This window comes from Streptomyces netropsis (genome assembly GCF_014203545.1).
In the GTDB taxonomy this organism is placed as follows: domain Bacteria; phylum Actinomycetota; class Actinomycetes; order Streptomycetales; family Streptomycetaceae; genus Streptomyces; species Streptomyces netropsis.
The window spans coordinates 359132-374574 of record NZ_JACHJG010000004.1 but is presented as its reverse complement, the minus strand read 5'-3'; the positions used below and the strand labels follow the sequence as shown (position 1 = coordinate 374574).

At 73.9% G+C, this 15443-nt stretch carries 14 protein-coding genes; 9 read left to right on the top strand and 5 right to left on the bottom strand.

Features of this window, described 5'->3' with window-relative positions; all coding sequences use genetic code 11:
- Positions 1-38: 38 nt before the first annotated feature.
- Entirely contained in the window at positions 39-932 is an 894-nt protein-coding gene (locus tag FHS38_RS12840) for a LysR family transcriptional regulator (RefSeq protein WP_229822436.1), read from the top strand.
- A 19-nt stretch (positions 933-951) separates the two neighbouring features.
- On the opposite strand, the gene FHS38_RS12835 is transcribed toward FHS38_RS12840, so the two are convergent.
- From FHS38_RS12835 to FHS38_RS12825, 3 genes are all read right to left on the bottom strand, one after another.
- The gene (locus FHS38_RS12835; RefSeq protein ID WP_229822410.1) at positions 952-1662 is read right to left on the bottom strand and encodes a gamma-glutamyl-gamma-aminobutyrate hydrolase family protein; all 711 of its coding nucleotides are present in this window, start codon (positions 1660-1662) and stop codon (positions 952-954) included.
- 47 nt (positions 1663-1709) lie between these two features.
- On the bottom strand, positions 1710-3179 hold the full coding sequence (gene eat / locus FHS38_RS12830) for an ethanolamine permease (RefSeq protein WP_184733649.1): 1470 nt from the start codon (positions 3177-3179) through the stop codon (positions 1710-1712).
- Positions 3180-3283: 104 nt separating this feature from the next.
- The gene (locus FHS38_RS12825) at positions 3284-4033 is read right to left on the bottom strand and encodes a FadR/GntR family transcriptional regulator (RefSeq protein ID WP_373301804.1); all 750 of its coding nucleotides are present in this window, start codon (positions 4031-4033) and stop codon (positions 3284-3286) included.
- A 72-nt stretch (positions 4034-4105) separates the two neighbouring features.
- Here FHS38_RS12825 and FHS38_RS12820 point away from each other — a divergent pair, with 72 nt between their 5' ends.
- The 4 genes from FHS38_RS12820 (at position 4106) to FHS38_RS12805 (ending at position 9339) form a co-directional block, all read left to right on the top strand.
- Positions 4106-5473 carry a glutamine synthetase family protein gene (locus tag FHS38_RS12820; protein WP_184733648.1) on the top strand — a complete coding sequence of 456 codons (1368 nt, stop codon included), beginning with the start codon at positions 4106-4108 and terminating at the stop codon, positions 5471-5473.
- Positions 5474-5574: 101 nt separating this feature from the next.
- Positions 5575-6924, top strand: a complete 1350-nt coding sequence (locus tag FHS38_RS12815) for an aldehyde dehydrogenase family protein (protein ID WP_373301803.1) — start codon at positions 5575-5577, stop codon at positions 6922-6924.
- Between the two features lie 283 nt (positions 6925-7207).
- Positions 7208-7993, top strand: coding sequence for a 3-oxoacyl-ACP reductase (locus FHS38_RS12810; protein WP_184733647.1), 786 nt, complete (start codon positions 7208-7210; stop codon positions 7991-7993).
- 77 nt (positions 7994-8070) lie between these two features.
- Positions 8071-9339, top strand: coding sequence for an HAD family hydrolase (locus tag FHS38_RS12805; protein WP_184733646.1), 1269 nt, complete (start codon positions 8071-8073; stop codon positions 9337-9339).
- Between the two features lie 74 nt (positions 9340-9413).
- Here FHS38_RS12805 and FHS38_RS12800 read toward each other — a convergent pair whose 3' ends face one another.
- Positions 9414-10631 (bottom strand): alanine racemase, encoded by a 1218-nt coding sequence (locus FHS38_RS12800; protein ID WP_184733645.1) that lies wholly within the window; start codon positions 10629-10631, stop codon positions 9414-9416.
- A gap of 198 nt (positions 10632-10829) precedes the next feature.
- On the opposite strand from FHS38_RS12800, the gene FHS38_RS12795 reads away from it, so the two are divergent.
- The 4 genes from FHS38_RS12795 (at position 10830) to FHS38_RS12780 (ending at position 14999) form a co-directional block, all read left to right on the top strand.
- A complete protein-coding gene (locus FHS38_RS12795; protein WP_229822408.1) occupies positions 10830-11729 on the top strand; it encodes a hypothetical protein in 900 nt (299 codons plus the stop codon).
- Complete coding sequence (mycP, locus tag FHS38_RS12790; protein ID WP_184733644.1) at positions 11726-12937, top strand: type VII secretion-associated serine protease mycosin; 1212 nt, start codon at positions 11726-11728, stop codon at positions 12935-12937. Before FHS38_RS12795 ends, mycP begins: the two co-directional genes overlap by 4 nt.
- A 294-nt stretch (positions 12938-13231) precedes the next feature.
- Positions 13232-13966 carry an SseB family protein gene (locus FHS38_RS12785; protein WP_184733643.1) on the top strand — a complete coding sequence of 245 codons (735 nt, stop codon included), beginning with the start codon at positions 13232-13234 and terminating at the stop codon, positions 13964-13966.
- A 301-nt stretch (positions 13967-14267) separates the two neighbouring features.
- Positions 14268-14999 carry an MIP family channel protein gene (locus FHS38_RS12780; RefSeq protein ID WP_184733776.1) on the top strand — a complete coding sequence of 244 codons (732 nt, stop codon included), beginning with the start codon at positions 14268-14270 and terminating at the stop codon, positions 14997-14999.
- 24 nt (positions 15000-15023) lie between these two features.
- Here the strand turns inward: FHS38_RS12780 and FHS38_RS12775 are convergent, their stop codons facing one another.
- Entirely contained in the window at positions 15024-15407 is a 384-nt protein-coding gene (locus tag FHS38_RS12775; RefSeq protein ID WP_184733642.1) for a DUF1844 domain-containing protein, read from the bottom strand.
- Positions 15408-15443 lie beyond the last annotated feature (36 nt).

The following is a 15443-nucleotide window of genomic DNA, read 5'->3' as shown; positions in this document are numbered from 1 at the left end:
GACGGCCGTCGTCGGAGACCGCCGTCCCGCCCGGCGGGATGCTCGCGCACCGGGTGCCGGACCTCGGGGCGCTGGAGCTGCTGCTCGCCGTGGCGCGGCTGGGGAGCCTCGGGCGGGCGGCGCGGGAGCTGGGCATCACCCAGCCGGCCGCCAGCAGCCGGGTGCGGACCATGGAGCGGATGCTCGGCGTAGCGCTCGTCGAGCGGTCCCCGCGCGGCTCACGGCTGACCGACGCCGGGGTGCTCGTCACCGACTGGGCCCGGCGGATCGTGGAGGCGGCCGAGGCCTTCGACGCCGGGGCGCAGGCGCTGCGGGGCCGCCGGGACTCGCGGCTGCGGGTGGCGGCCAGCATGACCATCGCGGAGTATCTGCTGCCGGGCTGGCTGATCGCCCTGCGGACGTCGCGGCCCGGCACGGCGGTCTCGCTGCTCGCCGGGAACTCGTCGGCCGTCGCCGAGCGGCTGCTGGCCGCGGAGGCCGACCTCGGCTTCGTCGAGGGCCTGGCGGTGCCGCCCGGCCTGGACGGCGCGGTCATCGGCCACGACCGGCTCGTGGTCGTCACCGCGCCCGGCCACCCGTGGGCCCGCCGCCGCGCCCCGCTGGACGCGGCGGAACTGGCGGCGACCCCGCTCATCCTCCGGGAGCGCGGCTCGGGCACCCGGCAGGTCCTGGACGCGGCGCTGGCCTCGCACGGGGGCGTGGCGGAGCCGCTGCTGGAACTGGCCTCGACGACCGCCGCCAAGGCGGCCGTCGTCAGTGGTGCCGGCCCCTCGGTCCTCAGCGAACTGGCCGTCGGCGAGGAGCTGGCGGCCCGCCGTCTGGTGGAGATCCCGGTCCCGGGCGTGGGCCTCCGCCGCGACCTGCGCGCCGTCTGGCCCACGGGCCACCGCCCCACGGGCCCGGCCCGGGACCTCCTGGGGCTGACGCGCTGAGCCCGGCCCGTCCGGGAGCTCAGCCCCGCCGGGCCGCGGCGTGCACCAGGGCCTCGATCAGACGCAGGTCGTCCCGGGCCTCCGGGTGCCACTGGACGCCCACCCGGAAGGAATCGCCCGGGTACTCCAGGGCCTCGACCGTGCCGTCCTCCGCGTGGGCCGTCGCGACGAGGCCCTCGCCGAGGCGGTCCACCGCCTGGTGGTGGTGGGTGGCCACGTCGCAGCTCTCGGGCAGCAGCCCGCCGGTGAAGGTGCCCGGCACCGGCTTGACCGGATGTTCGGTGAAGGAACCCGCCACCGGGTTGTGGTCCTCGTGCCCCACCTCGTCCGGCAGGTGCTGGATGAGCGTGCCGCCGGCGTGGACGTTCATCAGCTGCATGCCGCGGCAGATGCCGAGCACCGGTACGTCCTGTTCCAGCGCGGCGGCCAGCAGCGCCAGCTCCCAGCGGTCCCGCTCGGGCACCGGGGCGCCCGCGCGGGGGTGCGGCCGGTCGCCGTACAGCGCCGGGTCCAGGTCCTCGCCGCCGGCGAGGACCAGACCGTCGAGGCGCCGGACCACCGCGGCGGCGGTGGCCGGGTCGTCGGGCGGCAGCATCACGGCCAGGCCGCCGGCCCGCTGTACGTACCGGGGGTAGGCGGCCGGGAGCAGCGCGGCCGGGAGGTCCCACGCCACCCCCCAACGGGCCTGCGTGAGGTACGTGGTGACACCGATCAGCGGCTGGTTGTCCAACGTTCTTCCTCCCCTTGCCCCGCCCGCGTCCGTACGCGGCGGCGTGGTCATTCGCGTGCCAACTCTGCCTCGGCCGCGGCCAGTGCGGCGAATTCCTCCTCGGGGGCGCTCGCCACCAGCCGGTGCCGGCTGTAGAAGGCGAAGTAGCCCGCGGCCACGGCGTACACGCACAGGGCGATGACCGCCGCGGTGACGTCCACCAGGAAGGTGGCCACCAGCGCCGAGCAGGCCAGCACGAAGGCGACCGTCGAGGTGACGACGCCGCCGGGGGTGCGGTACGGGCGGGCGAGACCGGGTTCGCGGCGGCGGAGCACGATGTGGGAGAGCGACATCAGGGCGTACGAGATGGTGGCGCCGAAGACGGCGACGTTGAGCATGCGCGCCCCGTCCCCGCTCGCCGCGGCCAGGGCGAAGCCGAGCGCGCCGGGCACCAGCAGACCGAGATAGGGGGCCTTGCGGCGGCTGGTGAGGGAGAGGAAGCGGGGCAGGTAGCCGGCCCGGGAGAGGGCGAAGAGCTGCCGGGAGCCGGCGTAGATGAGGGAGAAGAAGGAGGCCACGAGCCCGGCGAGCCCCGCGTAGTTGACGATGCGGCCCAGCGTGGTGGGGTGGCCGTCGTCCTGGAGCGCGGCGACGAGCGGGTTGCCCGCGTCCTTCATGGCGTCGGCGCCGCCGGCGCCCGTGGAGGCGAGGAAGGTGAGCAGGGCGAGGAGCAGCAGGATGCCCATGGCGGTGGCCATGGCGCGCGGCAGGGTGCGCGCGGGGTCCTTGGTCTCCTCGGCGGCCAGCGGCACGCCTTCGACCCCCAGGAAGAACCACATGCCGAACGGGAACGCCGCCCAGATGCCCAGCAGCCCGAACGGCAGCCAGGAGGAGGCGCCGAACGCGTCCGGGTCGACGGGGATGTCGTGCAGCCGCCCGGCGTCGAAGTCGGTGAACGCGCCGACCGCGAAGACCAGCAGCGCGGCGACCGCGATGCCGGTGACCACGAAGCTGAACCGCAGGGCCTCGCCGACGCCCCACAGATGGATGCCGATGAAGATGACGAAGCAGGCCAGGTACACCGGCCAGCCGGAGGTGAGGCCGAACAGGTGCAGCGACTCGACGTAGTCGCCGATGAAGAGGGAGATCGCGGCGGGCGCGAGGACGTACTCGATGAGGATCGCGGTCCCGGTGAGGAAACCGCCCCAGGGGCCGAGCGCACGGCGGGCGAAGCCGTAACCGCCGCCGGCGGTGGGCAGGATGGACGCCAGCTCGGCGAGTGCGAAGACCATGCAGGTGTACATCAGGCCCATCAGGACGGCGGCGATGGCGAGTCCGCCGAAGCCGCCGTGCGCGAGACCGAAGTTCCAGCCGGAGAAGTCACCGGAGACGACGTACGCCACGCCCAGGCCGGTGAGCAGCAGGGGGCCCGCGCTGCCCCGGCGCAGGGTGCGTTTGTCCAGATAGGCCTGCGAGTCGGAGCCCTCCCCGGACGGGGCGGCCGGCGGTGCGCTGGGTGACTCCGTGCGATCGGCCATGAGCCGCTCCTGCCTCGGGGGTAAAGGTTTTGCGCCATACCTTTGCCGTGGCGTCGACCGAAAAGCAACCCCCTTGCGTAAAACGCTGGTTACCAGCGCGTTACTCAGCCGAGAAATCCCCGCAGAAGGGCCGCCGTGCCGCAGCAGTGCTCCCGCATCACCTCGCGCGCCCCGTCCGCGTCCCCGTCCAGGACCGCCTCGACCAGCGCGGTGTGCTGCGCCTGCGAGTGCTCCAGGTTCCGCACCAGCAGGGGGATGCAGTCCAGCAGGTCGTTGACCGAAGCCCGGACCGCGGCGTACTGGGCGGCGAGGGAGGGGGAGCCGGACAGTTCCGCGAGGGTCAGATGCAGCATCGTGTCCAGCCGGCGGTAGTCGGCGAGCGGCGCGTCGTGGGTGGCGGCCAGCGCCCCGCGCAGCCGGGCGCCCTGGTCGCGGGTCAGCCCGTGCGCGGCGCACAGTCCGGCCGCGCCCACCTCCAGGACCTCGCGGAAGCGCAGCGTGTCCTCGACGTCCACCGTCGCCACCCGCCGCCGCAGCTCCTCCGCGCCGGTCGCGGCCGGCGCCGCCGGGCGATCGAGGACGAACGTGCCGCCGTACCGGCCGCGCCGGCTCTCCACCAGCCCCTGGTCCTGGAGCACTTTCAGCACCTCGCGCAGCGTCACCCGGCTGATCTGGAGCCGCTCGGCCAACTCGCGCTCGGCGGGCAGTCGTTCGCCGTGCGCGACCAGGCCCAGGCGCACGATCTGGAGTATCTGCTCCAGGGCCTCCTCGAAGCCGTTGCCCGCGCGGACCGGCCGCAGTACCGGCGCCAGCCGGTCCGCACCGCTTCCGCCCGCCGCGTCCATCGAGTTCATGAAGCCCCTTCCCAATCAATGGTCTACGGGCCTACCTTAAGACCTCCGGTCGCACCGACAGGAGGCAACACTGTGGCAGACCGCACGCCCCCGCTCGCCGTCGAGGAGCTGCGCATGCTCGTCGACCGCGGGGAGATCGACACTGTCGTCCTCGCCTTCACCGATATGCAAGGAAGGCTCCAGGGCAAGCGGTTCGCGGCCCGGTACTTCCTCGATCAGGTCCTCGAGCACGGCACCGAGGGGTGCAACTACCTCCTCGCCGTGGACGTCGACCTCAACACCGTCGCCGGCTACACCATGTCGTCCTGGGAGCGCGGCTACGGCGACTTCGCCATGCACGCCGACAGCGCCACCCTGCGCCTCGCCCCCTGGAACCCCGGCACCGCGCTCGTCACCGCCGACCTCGCCTGGCACGACGGCTCCCCCGTCCTCGCCTCGCCCCGGCAGATCCTGCGCGGCCAGCTCGACCGGCTCGCCGAACGCGGCTGGACCGCCTACGCGGGCACCGAGCTGGAGTTCATCGTCTTCAAGGACACCTACGAGGAGGCGTGGGGCCGCGGCTACCGCGGCATGACCCCCGCCAACCAGTACAACGCCGACTACTCCGTCCTCGGCACCGGCCGCGTCGAGCCGCTGCTGCGCCGCATCCGCAACGAGATGGGCGCGGCCGGCATGACGGTGGAGTCCGCGAAGGGCGAGTGCAATCTCGGCCAGCACGAGATCGTCTTCGTCTACGACGACGCCCTGACCACCTGCGACCAGCACTCCGTCTACAAGACCGGCGCCAAGGAGATCGCCGCCCAGGAGGGCATGGCGCTCACCTTCATGGCCAAGTACGACGAGCGCGAGGGCAACTCCTGCCACATCCACCTCTCGCTGCGCGACGAGACCGGGGCGCCGGTGCTGGCCGACGACGACGGCCCGTACGGCATGTCGAAGACCATGCGGCACTTCCTCGCCGGACAGCTCGCCGCCCTGCGCGACTTCACCCTGCTGTACGCGCCGAACATCAACTCCTACAAGCGCTTCCGTCCGGGTTCCTTCGCGCCCACCGCCGTCGCCTGGGGCCCGGACAACCGCACCTGCGCCCTGCGCGTCGTCGGCCACGGCCCCTCGCACCGCTTCGAGAACCGGCTGCCCGGCGGTGACGTGAACCCCTACCTCGCCGTCGCGGGCATGGTCGCCGCCGGCCTGTACGGCGTCGAGAACGAGCTGGAGCTGCCCGAGGCCTGTACCGGCAACGCCTACACCGGCGACGCCGCCCATGTGCCGACGACGCTGCGCGAGGCCGCCGAACTGTGGGGCAACAGCCCCATAGCGCGCGCCGCGTTCGGCGACGAGGTGGTCGAGCACTACCTGCACATGGCACGCGTCGAGCAGGAGGCGTACGACGCGGCCGTCACGGACTGGGAGCGGTTCCGCTCCTTCGAGCGGATGTAAGGACGCGCGTGAGCGGCGCACGCGAGGCGGCCGGGTCGCGGACGACAACGAGCCCCGCGCTTTCGCCGAGTGGTCGAGAAGCGAACAACCAGGAGCTGTACGTGCACGAGATCATCAATCCGGCGACCGAAGAGGTCGTGGCGACCGTTCCCACCGCCACGCCGGAGGACGTCGACGCCGCCGTCGTGCGGGCCGCAAGGGCCCAGGCCGGGTGGGCGGCGCTCGCCCCCGGCGACCGGGCCCGGCAACTGCGCCGCTTCGCCGCCGTCGTCGACAGCCACCTCGAGGAGCTGGCGCTCCTGGAGGTCCGGGAGGCCGGCCACCCCGTCGGCAACGCCCGCTGGGAGGCGGGCAACGTCCGTGACCTGCTCGACTACGCCGCGGGCGGCGTCGAGCGGCTCACCGGCAGCCAGATCCCCGTCGCCGGCGGGCTGAACGTCACCTTCCACGAGCCGCTCGGCGTCATCGCCGTCATCGCCCCGTGGAACTTCCCGATGCCCATCGCGGCCTGGGGCCTCGCCCCCGCGCTCGCCGCGGGCAACGCCGTCCTCCTCAAACCGGCCGAGACCACCCCGCTCACCGCCCTGCGGCTGGCCGAACTCGCGCTGGCGGCCGGACTGCCCGAGGGCCTCTTCCAGGTCCTCCCGGGGGACGGGCCCGTCGTGGGCGACGCCCTCGTGGAGCACCCCGGCATCGCCAAGGTCGTCTTCACCGGCTCCACCGCGGTCGGCAAGCAGATCATGGCCAAGTGCGCGGCGAACGTGAAACGCGTGACCCTCGAACTCGGCGGCAAGAACCCCAACATCGTCTTCGCCGACGCCGACCTCGAGCAGGCGGCCGCGAGCGCCCCCGGCTCGTTCCTCGACAACACCGGCCAGGACTGCTGCGCCCGCAGCCGCATCCTCGTGCAGCGAAGCGTCTACGACCGCTTCATGGAACTGCTGGAGCCCGCGGTGAAGGGCTTCGTGGTCGGCGACCCCACCGACCCGGCCACCCAGATGGGCCCGCTCGTCTCGGCCGCGCACCGCGAGCGCGTACGGTCCTTCGTCCCCGAGTCCGCGCCCGCGGCGATCCGCGGCGATGCCCCCACGGGCAAGGGCTTCTGGTACCCGGCGACCGTCCTGGAAGGTTCCCCCGACGACCGCGCGGCCGTCGAGGAGGTCTTCGGGCCCGTGGCCGTCGTCCTGCCCTTCGAGGACGAGGCGGACGCGGTACGCATCGCCAACGCCACCCCCTACGGGCTGTCCGGGTCGATCTGGACCCGGGACGTGGGCCGGGCCGTCCGCGTCTCGCGGGGCGTCGCCGCGGGCAACCTCTCCGTCAACTCCCACAGCAGCGTCCGCTACTGGACGCCGTTCGGCGGCTTCAAGCAGTCCGGCCTCGGCCGGGAACTGGGGCCCGACGCGCTGGCCGCCTTCACCGAGACCAAGAACGTGTTCCTCAGCACCTAGGCCTGTCCGGCGGAACCTCCCGGGCCCACGACACCCGGCACGCGCGCTCGTGGCGTTGGCCGAGCCGTCCGAACAGCCCGGCACGAGCCCGGCACGAGAACGATCCATCGCGGCGCGGTCGCACGCACCGAGCACCGCTCGCCGATCCACGAAAGTCTGCGGCGAAGGCCCCGGGGGCCTGAGCCGCCGGGCTTCCGGGACGGCCACATCGGCGGCCGTCCCGGCCCACCCCTCTCCTCATGCACCGCCCCCACGCTGTCCCAGCCAGAGAAAGGCCACTGCCTTGACCGACCAGACCCCCGTCTGCCGCCGACTCGTCGGCCGCACCGCCGTCATCACCGGAGCCGGCAGCGGCATCGGCCTGGCCACCGCCCGACGGCTCGCCTCCGAGGGCGCCAACGTCGTCTGCGCCGACATCGACGAGACGGCCGGCAAAGCGGCCGCCGCCGAGGTCGGCGGGCTCTTCGTCAAGGTGAACGTGACCGACCCCGACGAGGTCGAGGCGCTCTTCAAGGCCGCCTTCGACACCTACGGCTCGGTCGACATCGCCTTCAACAACGCCGGCATCTCCCCGCCCGACGACGACTCCATCCTCACCACCGGACTCGACGCCTGGAAGCGCGTCCAGGAGGTCAACCTGACCTCCGTCTACCTCTGCTGCAAGGCGGCGCTGCCCTACATGCAGCGCCAGGGCAAGGGCTCCATCATCAACACCGCCTCCTTCGTCGCCCGGATGGGCGCCGCCACCTCGCAGATCAGCTACACCGCCTCCAAGGGCGGCGTGCTGGCCATGTCCCGCGAGCTGGGCGTGCAGTTCGCCCGCGAGGGCATCCGCGTCAACGCCCTGTGCCCGGGGCCGGTCAACACCCCGCTGCTCAAGGAGCTCTTCGCCAAGGACCCCGAGCGGGCCGCGCGCCGGCTGGTGCACGTGCCGGTGGGCCGGTTCGCCGAACCCGACGAGATCGCCGCCGCCGTGGCCTTCCTCGCCAGCGACGACTCGTCCTTCGTGAACGCCGCCGACTTCCTCGTCGACGGAGGAATCGCGGGCGCGTACGTCACCCCGCTGTAAGGTCCATGATCAGTACCGGGACCGGCCGTCCGGCCGGTCCCGGTGTGTGTCCTGCCCCCATGCGCCAATGAGGACGTATGCGTAACAAGCACGCCATAGTCATCGGTCTCGCGATCACCGCGGCCCTCACCGCCTCGGTGCCCGCCACCGCCGCGGCCCCCGCCGCCGCGCCCCGGTCGCACTGCCCGCAGCTCGACAAGAACATCAAGTGGTTCGGCGACAACCGCGCCAAGCTCCAGAAGATGATCGACGAGCGCGGCACGTGCTCCGGCAAGGGCGGCCCCCGCCCCGTCGCCGCCTTCGACTGGGACAACACGGTCGTCAAGAACGACATCACCGATGCCACCCTCGCCTGGGCCCTCAAGCACGACAGGATCCTGCGGCCGAAGAGCTGGAAGGACACCAGCGCCTGGCTCACCCCGGCCGCCGACAAGGCCCTCACCAAGGCGTGCGGTACGTCCGTACCGGTCGGCAAGCCGCTGCGCACCTCGAAGAACACCGCCTGCGCCGACGAGATCTTCGAGATCCGTGAGAAGTCGCAGACCATGGCCGGCGAGGCGGCCTTCGCCGGCGACTGGAACCACCGGCGCACGGTGCCCGCGTACGCCTGGATCCCGCAGCTGTTCAGCGGTCACACCCCGGCCGCGCTGACGCACTTCGCCAAGAAGGCGCGCGCCGAGCAGCTCGCCGCGCCCATCGGCACCAAGCAGACCGTCGGCACGCACACGCTCGCCGGCTACGTCCGCTACTACGACCAGCAGAAGGACCTGATCCGTACGCTCAAGGCGGCCGGCTTCGACGTCTACATCGTCTCCGCCTCCGCCGAGCCGATCGCCGAGGCGTGGTCCAGCGGTGTCGGTCTCGACCGCAAGCACACCATCGGCATCCGCAGCATCCTCGACCGCGGCCGCCTCACCCCCGGGATCAAGGGCTGCGGCGGCGTCGCGGACGGCCCCGGCGGGGCGCTCCCGTACATGGACGGCAAGCGCTGCATGATCAACCAGGAGATCTTCAAGATCAAGGGCGCCAAGGCCTGGAAGCAGCAGGACTACGCGCACCGCATCGCGCTCGGCGCCGGTGACGCCGACACCGATGTGACGTTCGTGAACGACGCGACCGGTGCCCACGTCGCCATCAACCGCAACAAGGCCGAGCTGATGTGCCGCGCCTTCGACGACGCGGACGGCCGCTGGGTGGCCAACCCGATGTTCATCGAGCCCATGCCGCGCAAGTCCGGCAGCTACCCGTGCGCGACCGCCGGCGCCACGAACGAGGACGGCACGCACGGCCCGGTGCGCCGCGCCGACGGCTCGGTCATCCCCGACCAGCTGGACCTCGCCTACTGAGCGGGAGCGGACAACGAACGGAGCGGGGGCCGGCGTCGACGCCGGCCCCCGCTCCGTTCGTCACCCGACGGCCCTCAGAGAAAGGTGCGGCCCTCACCCCGGTAGGTGGGCACGCTCTCCACCACCCGGTCGCCGTCGACGAGCCGCAGCAGCGCGAAACGCTCGCACAGCTCCCCGGCCTTCGCGTGCCGGAACCACACCTTGTCGCCCACCAGCAGATCGTCGGCGGGCTGCCCGATCAGCGGCGTCTGCACCTCGCCCGCGCTCTCCCGCGCGTCGAGACGCAGCCCCGCCGGCAGATACGGCACCGGCAGCCGGTCCGCGCCCGCCGCCCCCGACGCCGGATAGCCGCCGCCCAGCACGGTCACCACCCCGACCCCCGGGCGGCGCACCACCGGCAGGGCGAACAGCGCGGCCGGACGGCCCCGGAAGGAGGTGTAGTGGTCGAACAGCCGCGGCGCGTACAGCGCCGACCCCGCCGCCACCTCCGTGACCGCCGCCTCCGCCGCGGTGTGCTGCACACTGCCCGAACCGCCGCCGTTGACGAACTCCAGCTCCGCCACGGCCCGTACCGCCCGCACCGCCTCGGCCCGACGGACCGCCAGCTCCCTGCGCGCCGCCGCCTGCATCAGCCGGACCGCCCGCGACCGCACCGGCCGCCCCGCGACCGCGTCCCCGACGCCCGCCACATGGGCCTCGTACGCCATCAGCCCCACCAGCCGGAACCCCGGCCGACGGTCGATCAGCCGGGCCAGCTCCGCCAGCGCCCCCGGCTCCCACAGCGGCGAGCGCAGCGCACCGATCCGCACCCGGCCGCCCAGTAATCGCAGCGAGGTGTCCAACTCCAGGCACACCCGCACCTCTTCGGTCCGGCCCAGCCCGGCCCGCGCCGCGTCGATCAGCGCCAGCTGCGCCGGATCGTCCACCATCACCGTGACCGCGCCCGCGAGCTTGGCGTCCGAGACCAGCTCGGCGAAGCCCTCCCGGTCGGCCGACGGATACGCCAACAACACATCGTCGAGGCCCGAACGCGCCAGCCACAGCGACTCCGCCAGCGTATGGCTCATCACCCCCGCGAACCCCTCGCGCGCCAGCACCCGCTCCAGCAGCGCCCGGCAGCGCACGGACTTGCTCGCCACCCGGACCGGCTTCCCCCGCGCCCGCCGCACCAGATCCCCGGCGTTGGCGTCGAACGCCCCGAGGTCGACCACGGCCAGCGGGGCGTCCAGATGGGCCGTCGCCCGGTCGTAGCGGACCCGGTCGGCGGCGGAACCGACGGTGTGAGCAGCCATGGCGGGCAGCCTGCCAGAGGGAATCACCCCTGAACAGAGGGCCGGTACGGGCGAATGGCCCGTGCGGATCCCCGCCCCGTAGAGTGTTCGCGCACGCCACGGGCCACCTGCCGGTGGCGGGTTGTACGGATACGAACCGACCTGTCCCGATGGGCGATCGGGCGGTACGGCGAGCCGGCTCGCGAGGGGGAGCGCAAGTTGAGCACCGAAGCGGACCCCATGCCGTCGTCCGCCCCCCTCGCCCGGACCCCCCTGCCCGTCATGGCCCCGGACGCATGGCCGCCCCCGCCATGGCGCCGCGTCCCCGCGCCGCCACCGGGCGCCGGGCCCGGCGACCCCCACCGGCGGCCCGGGCGCACGGCCGCGGCCGCCGCGTGCGCGGTACTCGGCCTCGGCCTCATCGGCGGCGCCGTCGCCGGCACCTGGCTCACCACCGGCCCGGGGGAGCGCGGCGCGGCCCAGGCCGCCTACGCGCGCGGCGCCGACCTCTGGCGGACCGTGCCCGTGGACACCCTCTTCCCCCGCACCATTCACAGCGCCACGGCCGGTCCCGGTGGTGCGGCCCGGCACTGGACCCGGATCGGCGTCGCCGCCGACGCCGGCTGCGTGGGCGCCTTCGACCCCCTGCTGGCCAGGGCGTTGGCGCCGGTCGGCTGCAAGCGCCTGCTGCGGGCCGCGTACACCGACGCCACGTCGACCCGGGTGACCACCGTCGGTCTGCTCGTCACCGACGCCGACGCCGCCGGCATGCGCTCCCTGGGCAAGCGGTTCACCGACGAACGCCTCGGCGAACGCCCGGATCTGATGCCCCGCCCGTACGCCCCGAAGGGCACCGCGGCCGAACGCTTCGGCGACGCCCAGCGCGCCAGCTGGCGCATCAGCGTCCTGACCGACGCCCCGGCCGTCGTCTACGCCGTGACCGGCTTCGCCGACGCCCGCACGGGCACCCCGCCCCAGCCCGCCGAACAAGCCGCCCGCCCCGGCGCGACCACCGCCCCCGCCCAGGCAGGCCTCGGCCACGACGCGAACGCGCTCGCCGACCGACTGGAACAAGGCTTCCGGCACGCCATGACACGACCTCAGGAGACCCCTCGATGACGGTGCGCAGGCCGGCCGGCCCGGCCCGGGACGGCGTCCGCCGCGCCGTCACCGCGCTGGCCGCCGCCACTCTCGTCGCCCTGCCCGCCGGGCCCGCCCGGGCCGACACCATACGGGCCCAGGAGTGGGCCCTCGACGCCCTGCGCACGCAGGACGCATGGAAGACGACCAAGGGCGCGGGGGTCACCGTCGCGGTCCTCGACACCGGTGTCGACGAGGAACACCCCGACCTCAAGAGCCAGGTCCTGCCCGGCGAGGACCTCATCGGCTTCGGCGCACGGCGGGGCGACCGCGCGTGGGCCCGGCACGGGACCGCCATGGCGGGCATCATCGCCGGGCGCGGCCACGGCGACGACAACGCCGACGGAGTCCTCGGCATCGCCCCGGAAGCGAAGATCCTGCCGGTCCGGGTGATCCTGGAGGACAAGGACCCGGCTCGCCCCCGGGCCCGCACCGCACGCGGCGGCGCCCTCGCCGACGGCATCCGCTGGGCCGCCGACCACGGCGCCGACGTGATCAACCTGTCCCTCGGCGACGACAGCGACTCCGCGCACCCCGAACCGCGCGAGGACGCCGCCGTCCGGTACGCCCTGAGCAAGGGCGCCGTCGTCGTCGCCTCCGCCGGCAACGGCGGCGAACACGGCGACCACGTCTCCTACCCCGCCGCCTACCCCGGCGTGATCGCCGTGGCCGCCGTCGACCGCTACGGCAGCCGCGCCTCGTTCTCCACCCGCCGCTGGTACGCGGCCGTCAGCGCGCCCGGCGTCGACGTCGTCATCGCCGACCCCGACCGCCGCTACTACGAGGGCTGGGGCACGAGCGCCGCCGCCGCCTTCGTCTCGGGCGCGGTGGCCCTCGTCCGCGCCGCGCACCCGGGCCTGAGCCCCGCACAGATCCGCGGCCTGCTCACGTCCACGGCCCGGGACGCTCCGCGGGGCGGCCGCACGGATGCGCTGGGCGCCGGCCTGGTCGACCCCGCCGCGGCGATCGAGCGCGGCGCGCGTCTGCGCCCCGAGGCGCCTGGTCCGCGGGTCGCCCGCGACTACGCGGGGCGGTACTTCGGGCCGGGCCCGCGGCCGGAATCCGATTCCGCGGGCCCCACGGTGGGCCTGCCGGCCTGGGGGGCGGCCGTGGCGGGGGTGACGCTGCTGTGCGCAGCGGTGGTGCTGTGGCGTGGCCGTCGCCGTGTCCACTGCGTGAGGCTTTGACGGTTGCCGGGTGCGGCGCCGTTTCCGCCGGCGCGGTGTGGTGTCCGCTGCGCGGGGCGCCCACTGGTTCTTTCTCCCCCCACCGGCAGGAGGGGGCGGGTCGGAGGGGGCCTTGTGTGGGGCGTATAGCGAAGCAGCCCCACACAAGGCCCCCGGAGGCCCGACACCGACCTGTCACAGCCCCGCGCAGCGGATTCGGCTCCGCGCCGGCGGAAACGGCGCCGCACAGCGGCATCGGTCAAAGCCCCGGGGGCACCCGTAAAGCCCCTCATCACCGGCCGGTAGGCTCAAACCGTGGAGCGAAAGAACATCCCGGACCCCGGTTTCTCCGACGACAACGGCTCCGCCGATCCCGCCCTCGCGGCGGCGCTCGCCGCCTGGTCGGCCGACCCCGAAGCCGAGGCCGGCGTCCTTGCCGCCCTGCGGGCCGCACGGCTGCTCGTGCCGGTGGTGGCCGTGCTCGGTGAGGTGGAGACCGGGCCGGACGGGTTGCGGCGCGAGAAGACCAGCGACATGGCCGTGCCGACGCTCCAGGCCCCTGACGGCCGCAAGGCGCTGCCCGCGTTCACCTCCATCGAGACCCTGGCCCGCTGGCGCGCGGACGCGCGCCCCGTGGCCGTGCCCCTGCACCAGGCGCTCCAGGCGGCCGCCCACGAGAAGGCGGACACGATCGTGCTGGACCTCGCGGGGCCCGTGTCGTACCAGCTGACGGGCCCGGCCCTGCTGGCCCTGGCCGAGGGGCGGGACAGCGCGGACCCGTCGGCCGACCCGGCCGTCACCGACGCCCTGCGGTCCGTGCTGGCCGACGAGGCCGGGGTGCTGCGCGCGCACCTCGCGCCCTCCGCGGACGCCGACGGCACCCTGGCGCTCACCCTGGCCGACGGCGCCGTACCCGCCGAGGTGGTCCGGAAGGTCGCGGAGGCCCTCGCGGCGGACGACGTGCTGCGGTCCCGGCTCGTCAAGGGGCTGGACCTGGCCCTGCTGCCGCCCGGGGCGGCAGCACCTGGGGAACCGCTCTTCAGCCGCTGACCCCCTGCGGGCTGCTCCGCACTGATCCGGGGGTCCGGCGGGTCTTCGGCCACCGGCCGTCTTTGCCGCCTGCGGCGGCGGGCGCCCTGCGGGCGCGCCCTCAAGCGCCGGACGGGCTGCTGTGCTGTGTCCTCGAACGCCGGACGGGCTCGGCGGCTGAGCTCAGCGCCCGCCGGCTGCGAAGCCGAGAGGCGCCCGGCCGGAGATCGTCCGACAATGCGAGGACAGTCCACGAGATCCTCGGGAGGACGCCATGGACGCCGTGAAACTGGGATCACTGCGGCTCGACCGGCTCGACCCCGTGCAGACACGGACCGTCGCGGCCGAATTCCTCGGGACCCTGCTGCTGGTCTTCTTCGCCGTGGGATCCGCGGTCCTCGCGGCCGACTACATCGGCGTGCTCGGCATCGCGCTGGCCTTCGGCTTCACTCTTCTGGCCCTGGCGTACGCCCTCGGGCCCATCTCGGGCGCTCACGTCAACCCGGCGGTCACGCTCGGCCTGCTGCTGGAGGGGCGGATCACCCGGCGTACGGCGCTGGAGTACTGGATCGCGCAACTGCTCGGCGGCATCGTGGGGGCGGCGCTGCTGTTCCTGCTGGCCAAGCAGGTGCCGGGGCTCCAGACCGACGGCGCCTTCGGCAGCAACGGCTTCGCCGACCGGTCGGCCGTGCACCTCAACACCGGTGGCGCGTTCCTCGCGGAGGTCGCGATGACCTTCGTGCTGGTCCTCGTCGTCCTGTCGGTGACCCACAAGGTCGCCGTCGTGGGCTTCGACGGGCTGCCCATCGGCCTGACCCTCGCGGTGGTCCACCTGGTGGGCATTCCGCTGACCGGTACGTCCGTGAACCCGGCCCGCAGCCTCGGCCCGGCCCTCTTCGCGGGCGGCGGGGCGCTCTCCCAGCTGTGGCTGTTCCTCGTCGCCCCGCCGATCGGGGCCGCGCTCGCGGCCTACGCGCACCGGGTCACCCATCCCCGCACGGGGCCGGCCAACCTCGCGGACGAGCTCTCCACGGCGCCCCGCCCGGCGGCCTGAGGCCGCCGGGACCGGGAGCGGGACTCAGCCGAAGACCGGGCCGGTGTACTGCTCGCCCGGGCCCTTGCCCGGCTCGTCCGGTACGACGGAGGCCTCGCGGAAGGCCAGCTGGAGCGACTTCAGGCCGTCGCGCAGCGGTCCGGCGTGGAAGTTGCTGACCTCGGTGGCGCTGGCGGTGACCAGCCCGGCGAGGGCGGTGATCAGCTTCCGGGCCTCGTCCAGGTCCTTGTGGTCCTCGCCCTCCTCGGCGAGGCCGAGGTTGACCGCCGCCGAGCTCATCAAGTGCACCGCGACCGTCGTGATCACCTCGACCGCGGGCACGTCCGCGATGTCACGGGTCATGCTGTCGAAGTCCGGCGCCCCTTCGGAGGGGGCCGACGGGGTGGACTCGGGGGTGGCGTCGCTCATCGTTGCTCTTCCGCTTCGGGTCCGGCCGCTCGTACG

Bases quoted from the DNA above. Each gene is read 5' to 3' on its own strand.
- mycP (WP_184733644.1), top strand. From the start codon at position 11,726: ATGACGGTGCGCAGGCCGGCCGGCCCGGCCCGGGACGGCGTCCGCCGC.
- FHS38_RS12775 (WP_184733642.1), bottom strand. From the start codon at position 15,407: ATGAGCGACGCCACCCCCGAGTCCACCCCGTCGGCCCCCTCCGAAGGG.
- FHS38_RS12800 (WP_184733645.1), bottom strand. From the start codon at position 10,631: ATGGCTGCTCACACCGTCGGTTCCGCCGCCGACCGGGTCCGCTACGAC.
- eat (WP_184733649.1), bottom strand. From the start codon at position 3,179: ATGGCCGATCGCACGGAGTCACCCAGCGCACCGCCGGCCGCCCCGTCC.
- FHS38_RS12840 (WP_229822436.1), top strand. From the start codon at position 39: ATGCTCGCGCACCGGGTGCCGGACCTCGGGGCGCTGGAGCTGCTGCTC.
- FHS38_RS12805 (WP_184733646.1), top strand. From the start codon at position 8,071: ATGCGTAACAAGCACGCCATAGTCATCGGTCTCGCGATCACCGCGGCC.
- FHS38_RS12825 (WP_373301804.1), bottom strand. From the start codon at position 4,033: ATGAACTCGATGGACGCGGCGGGCGGAAGCGGTGCGGACCGGCTGGCG.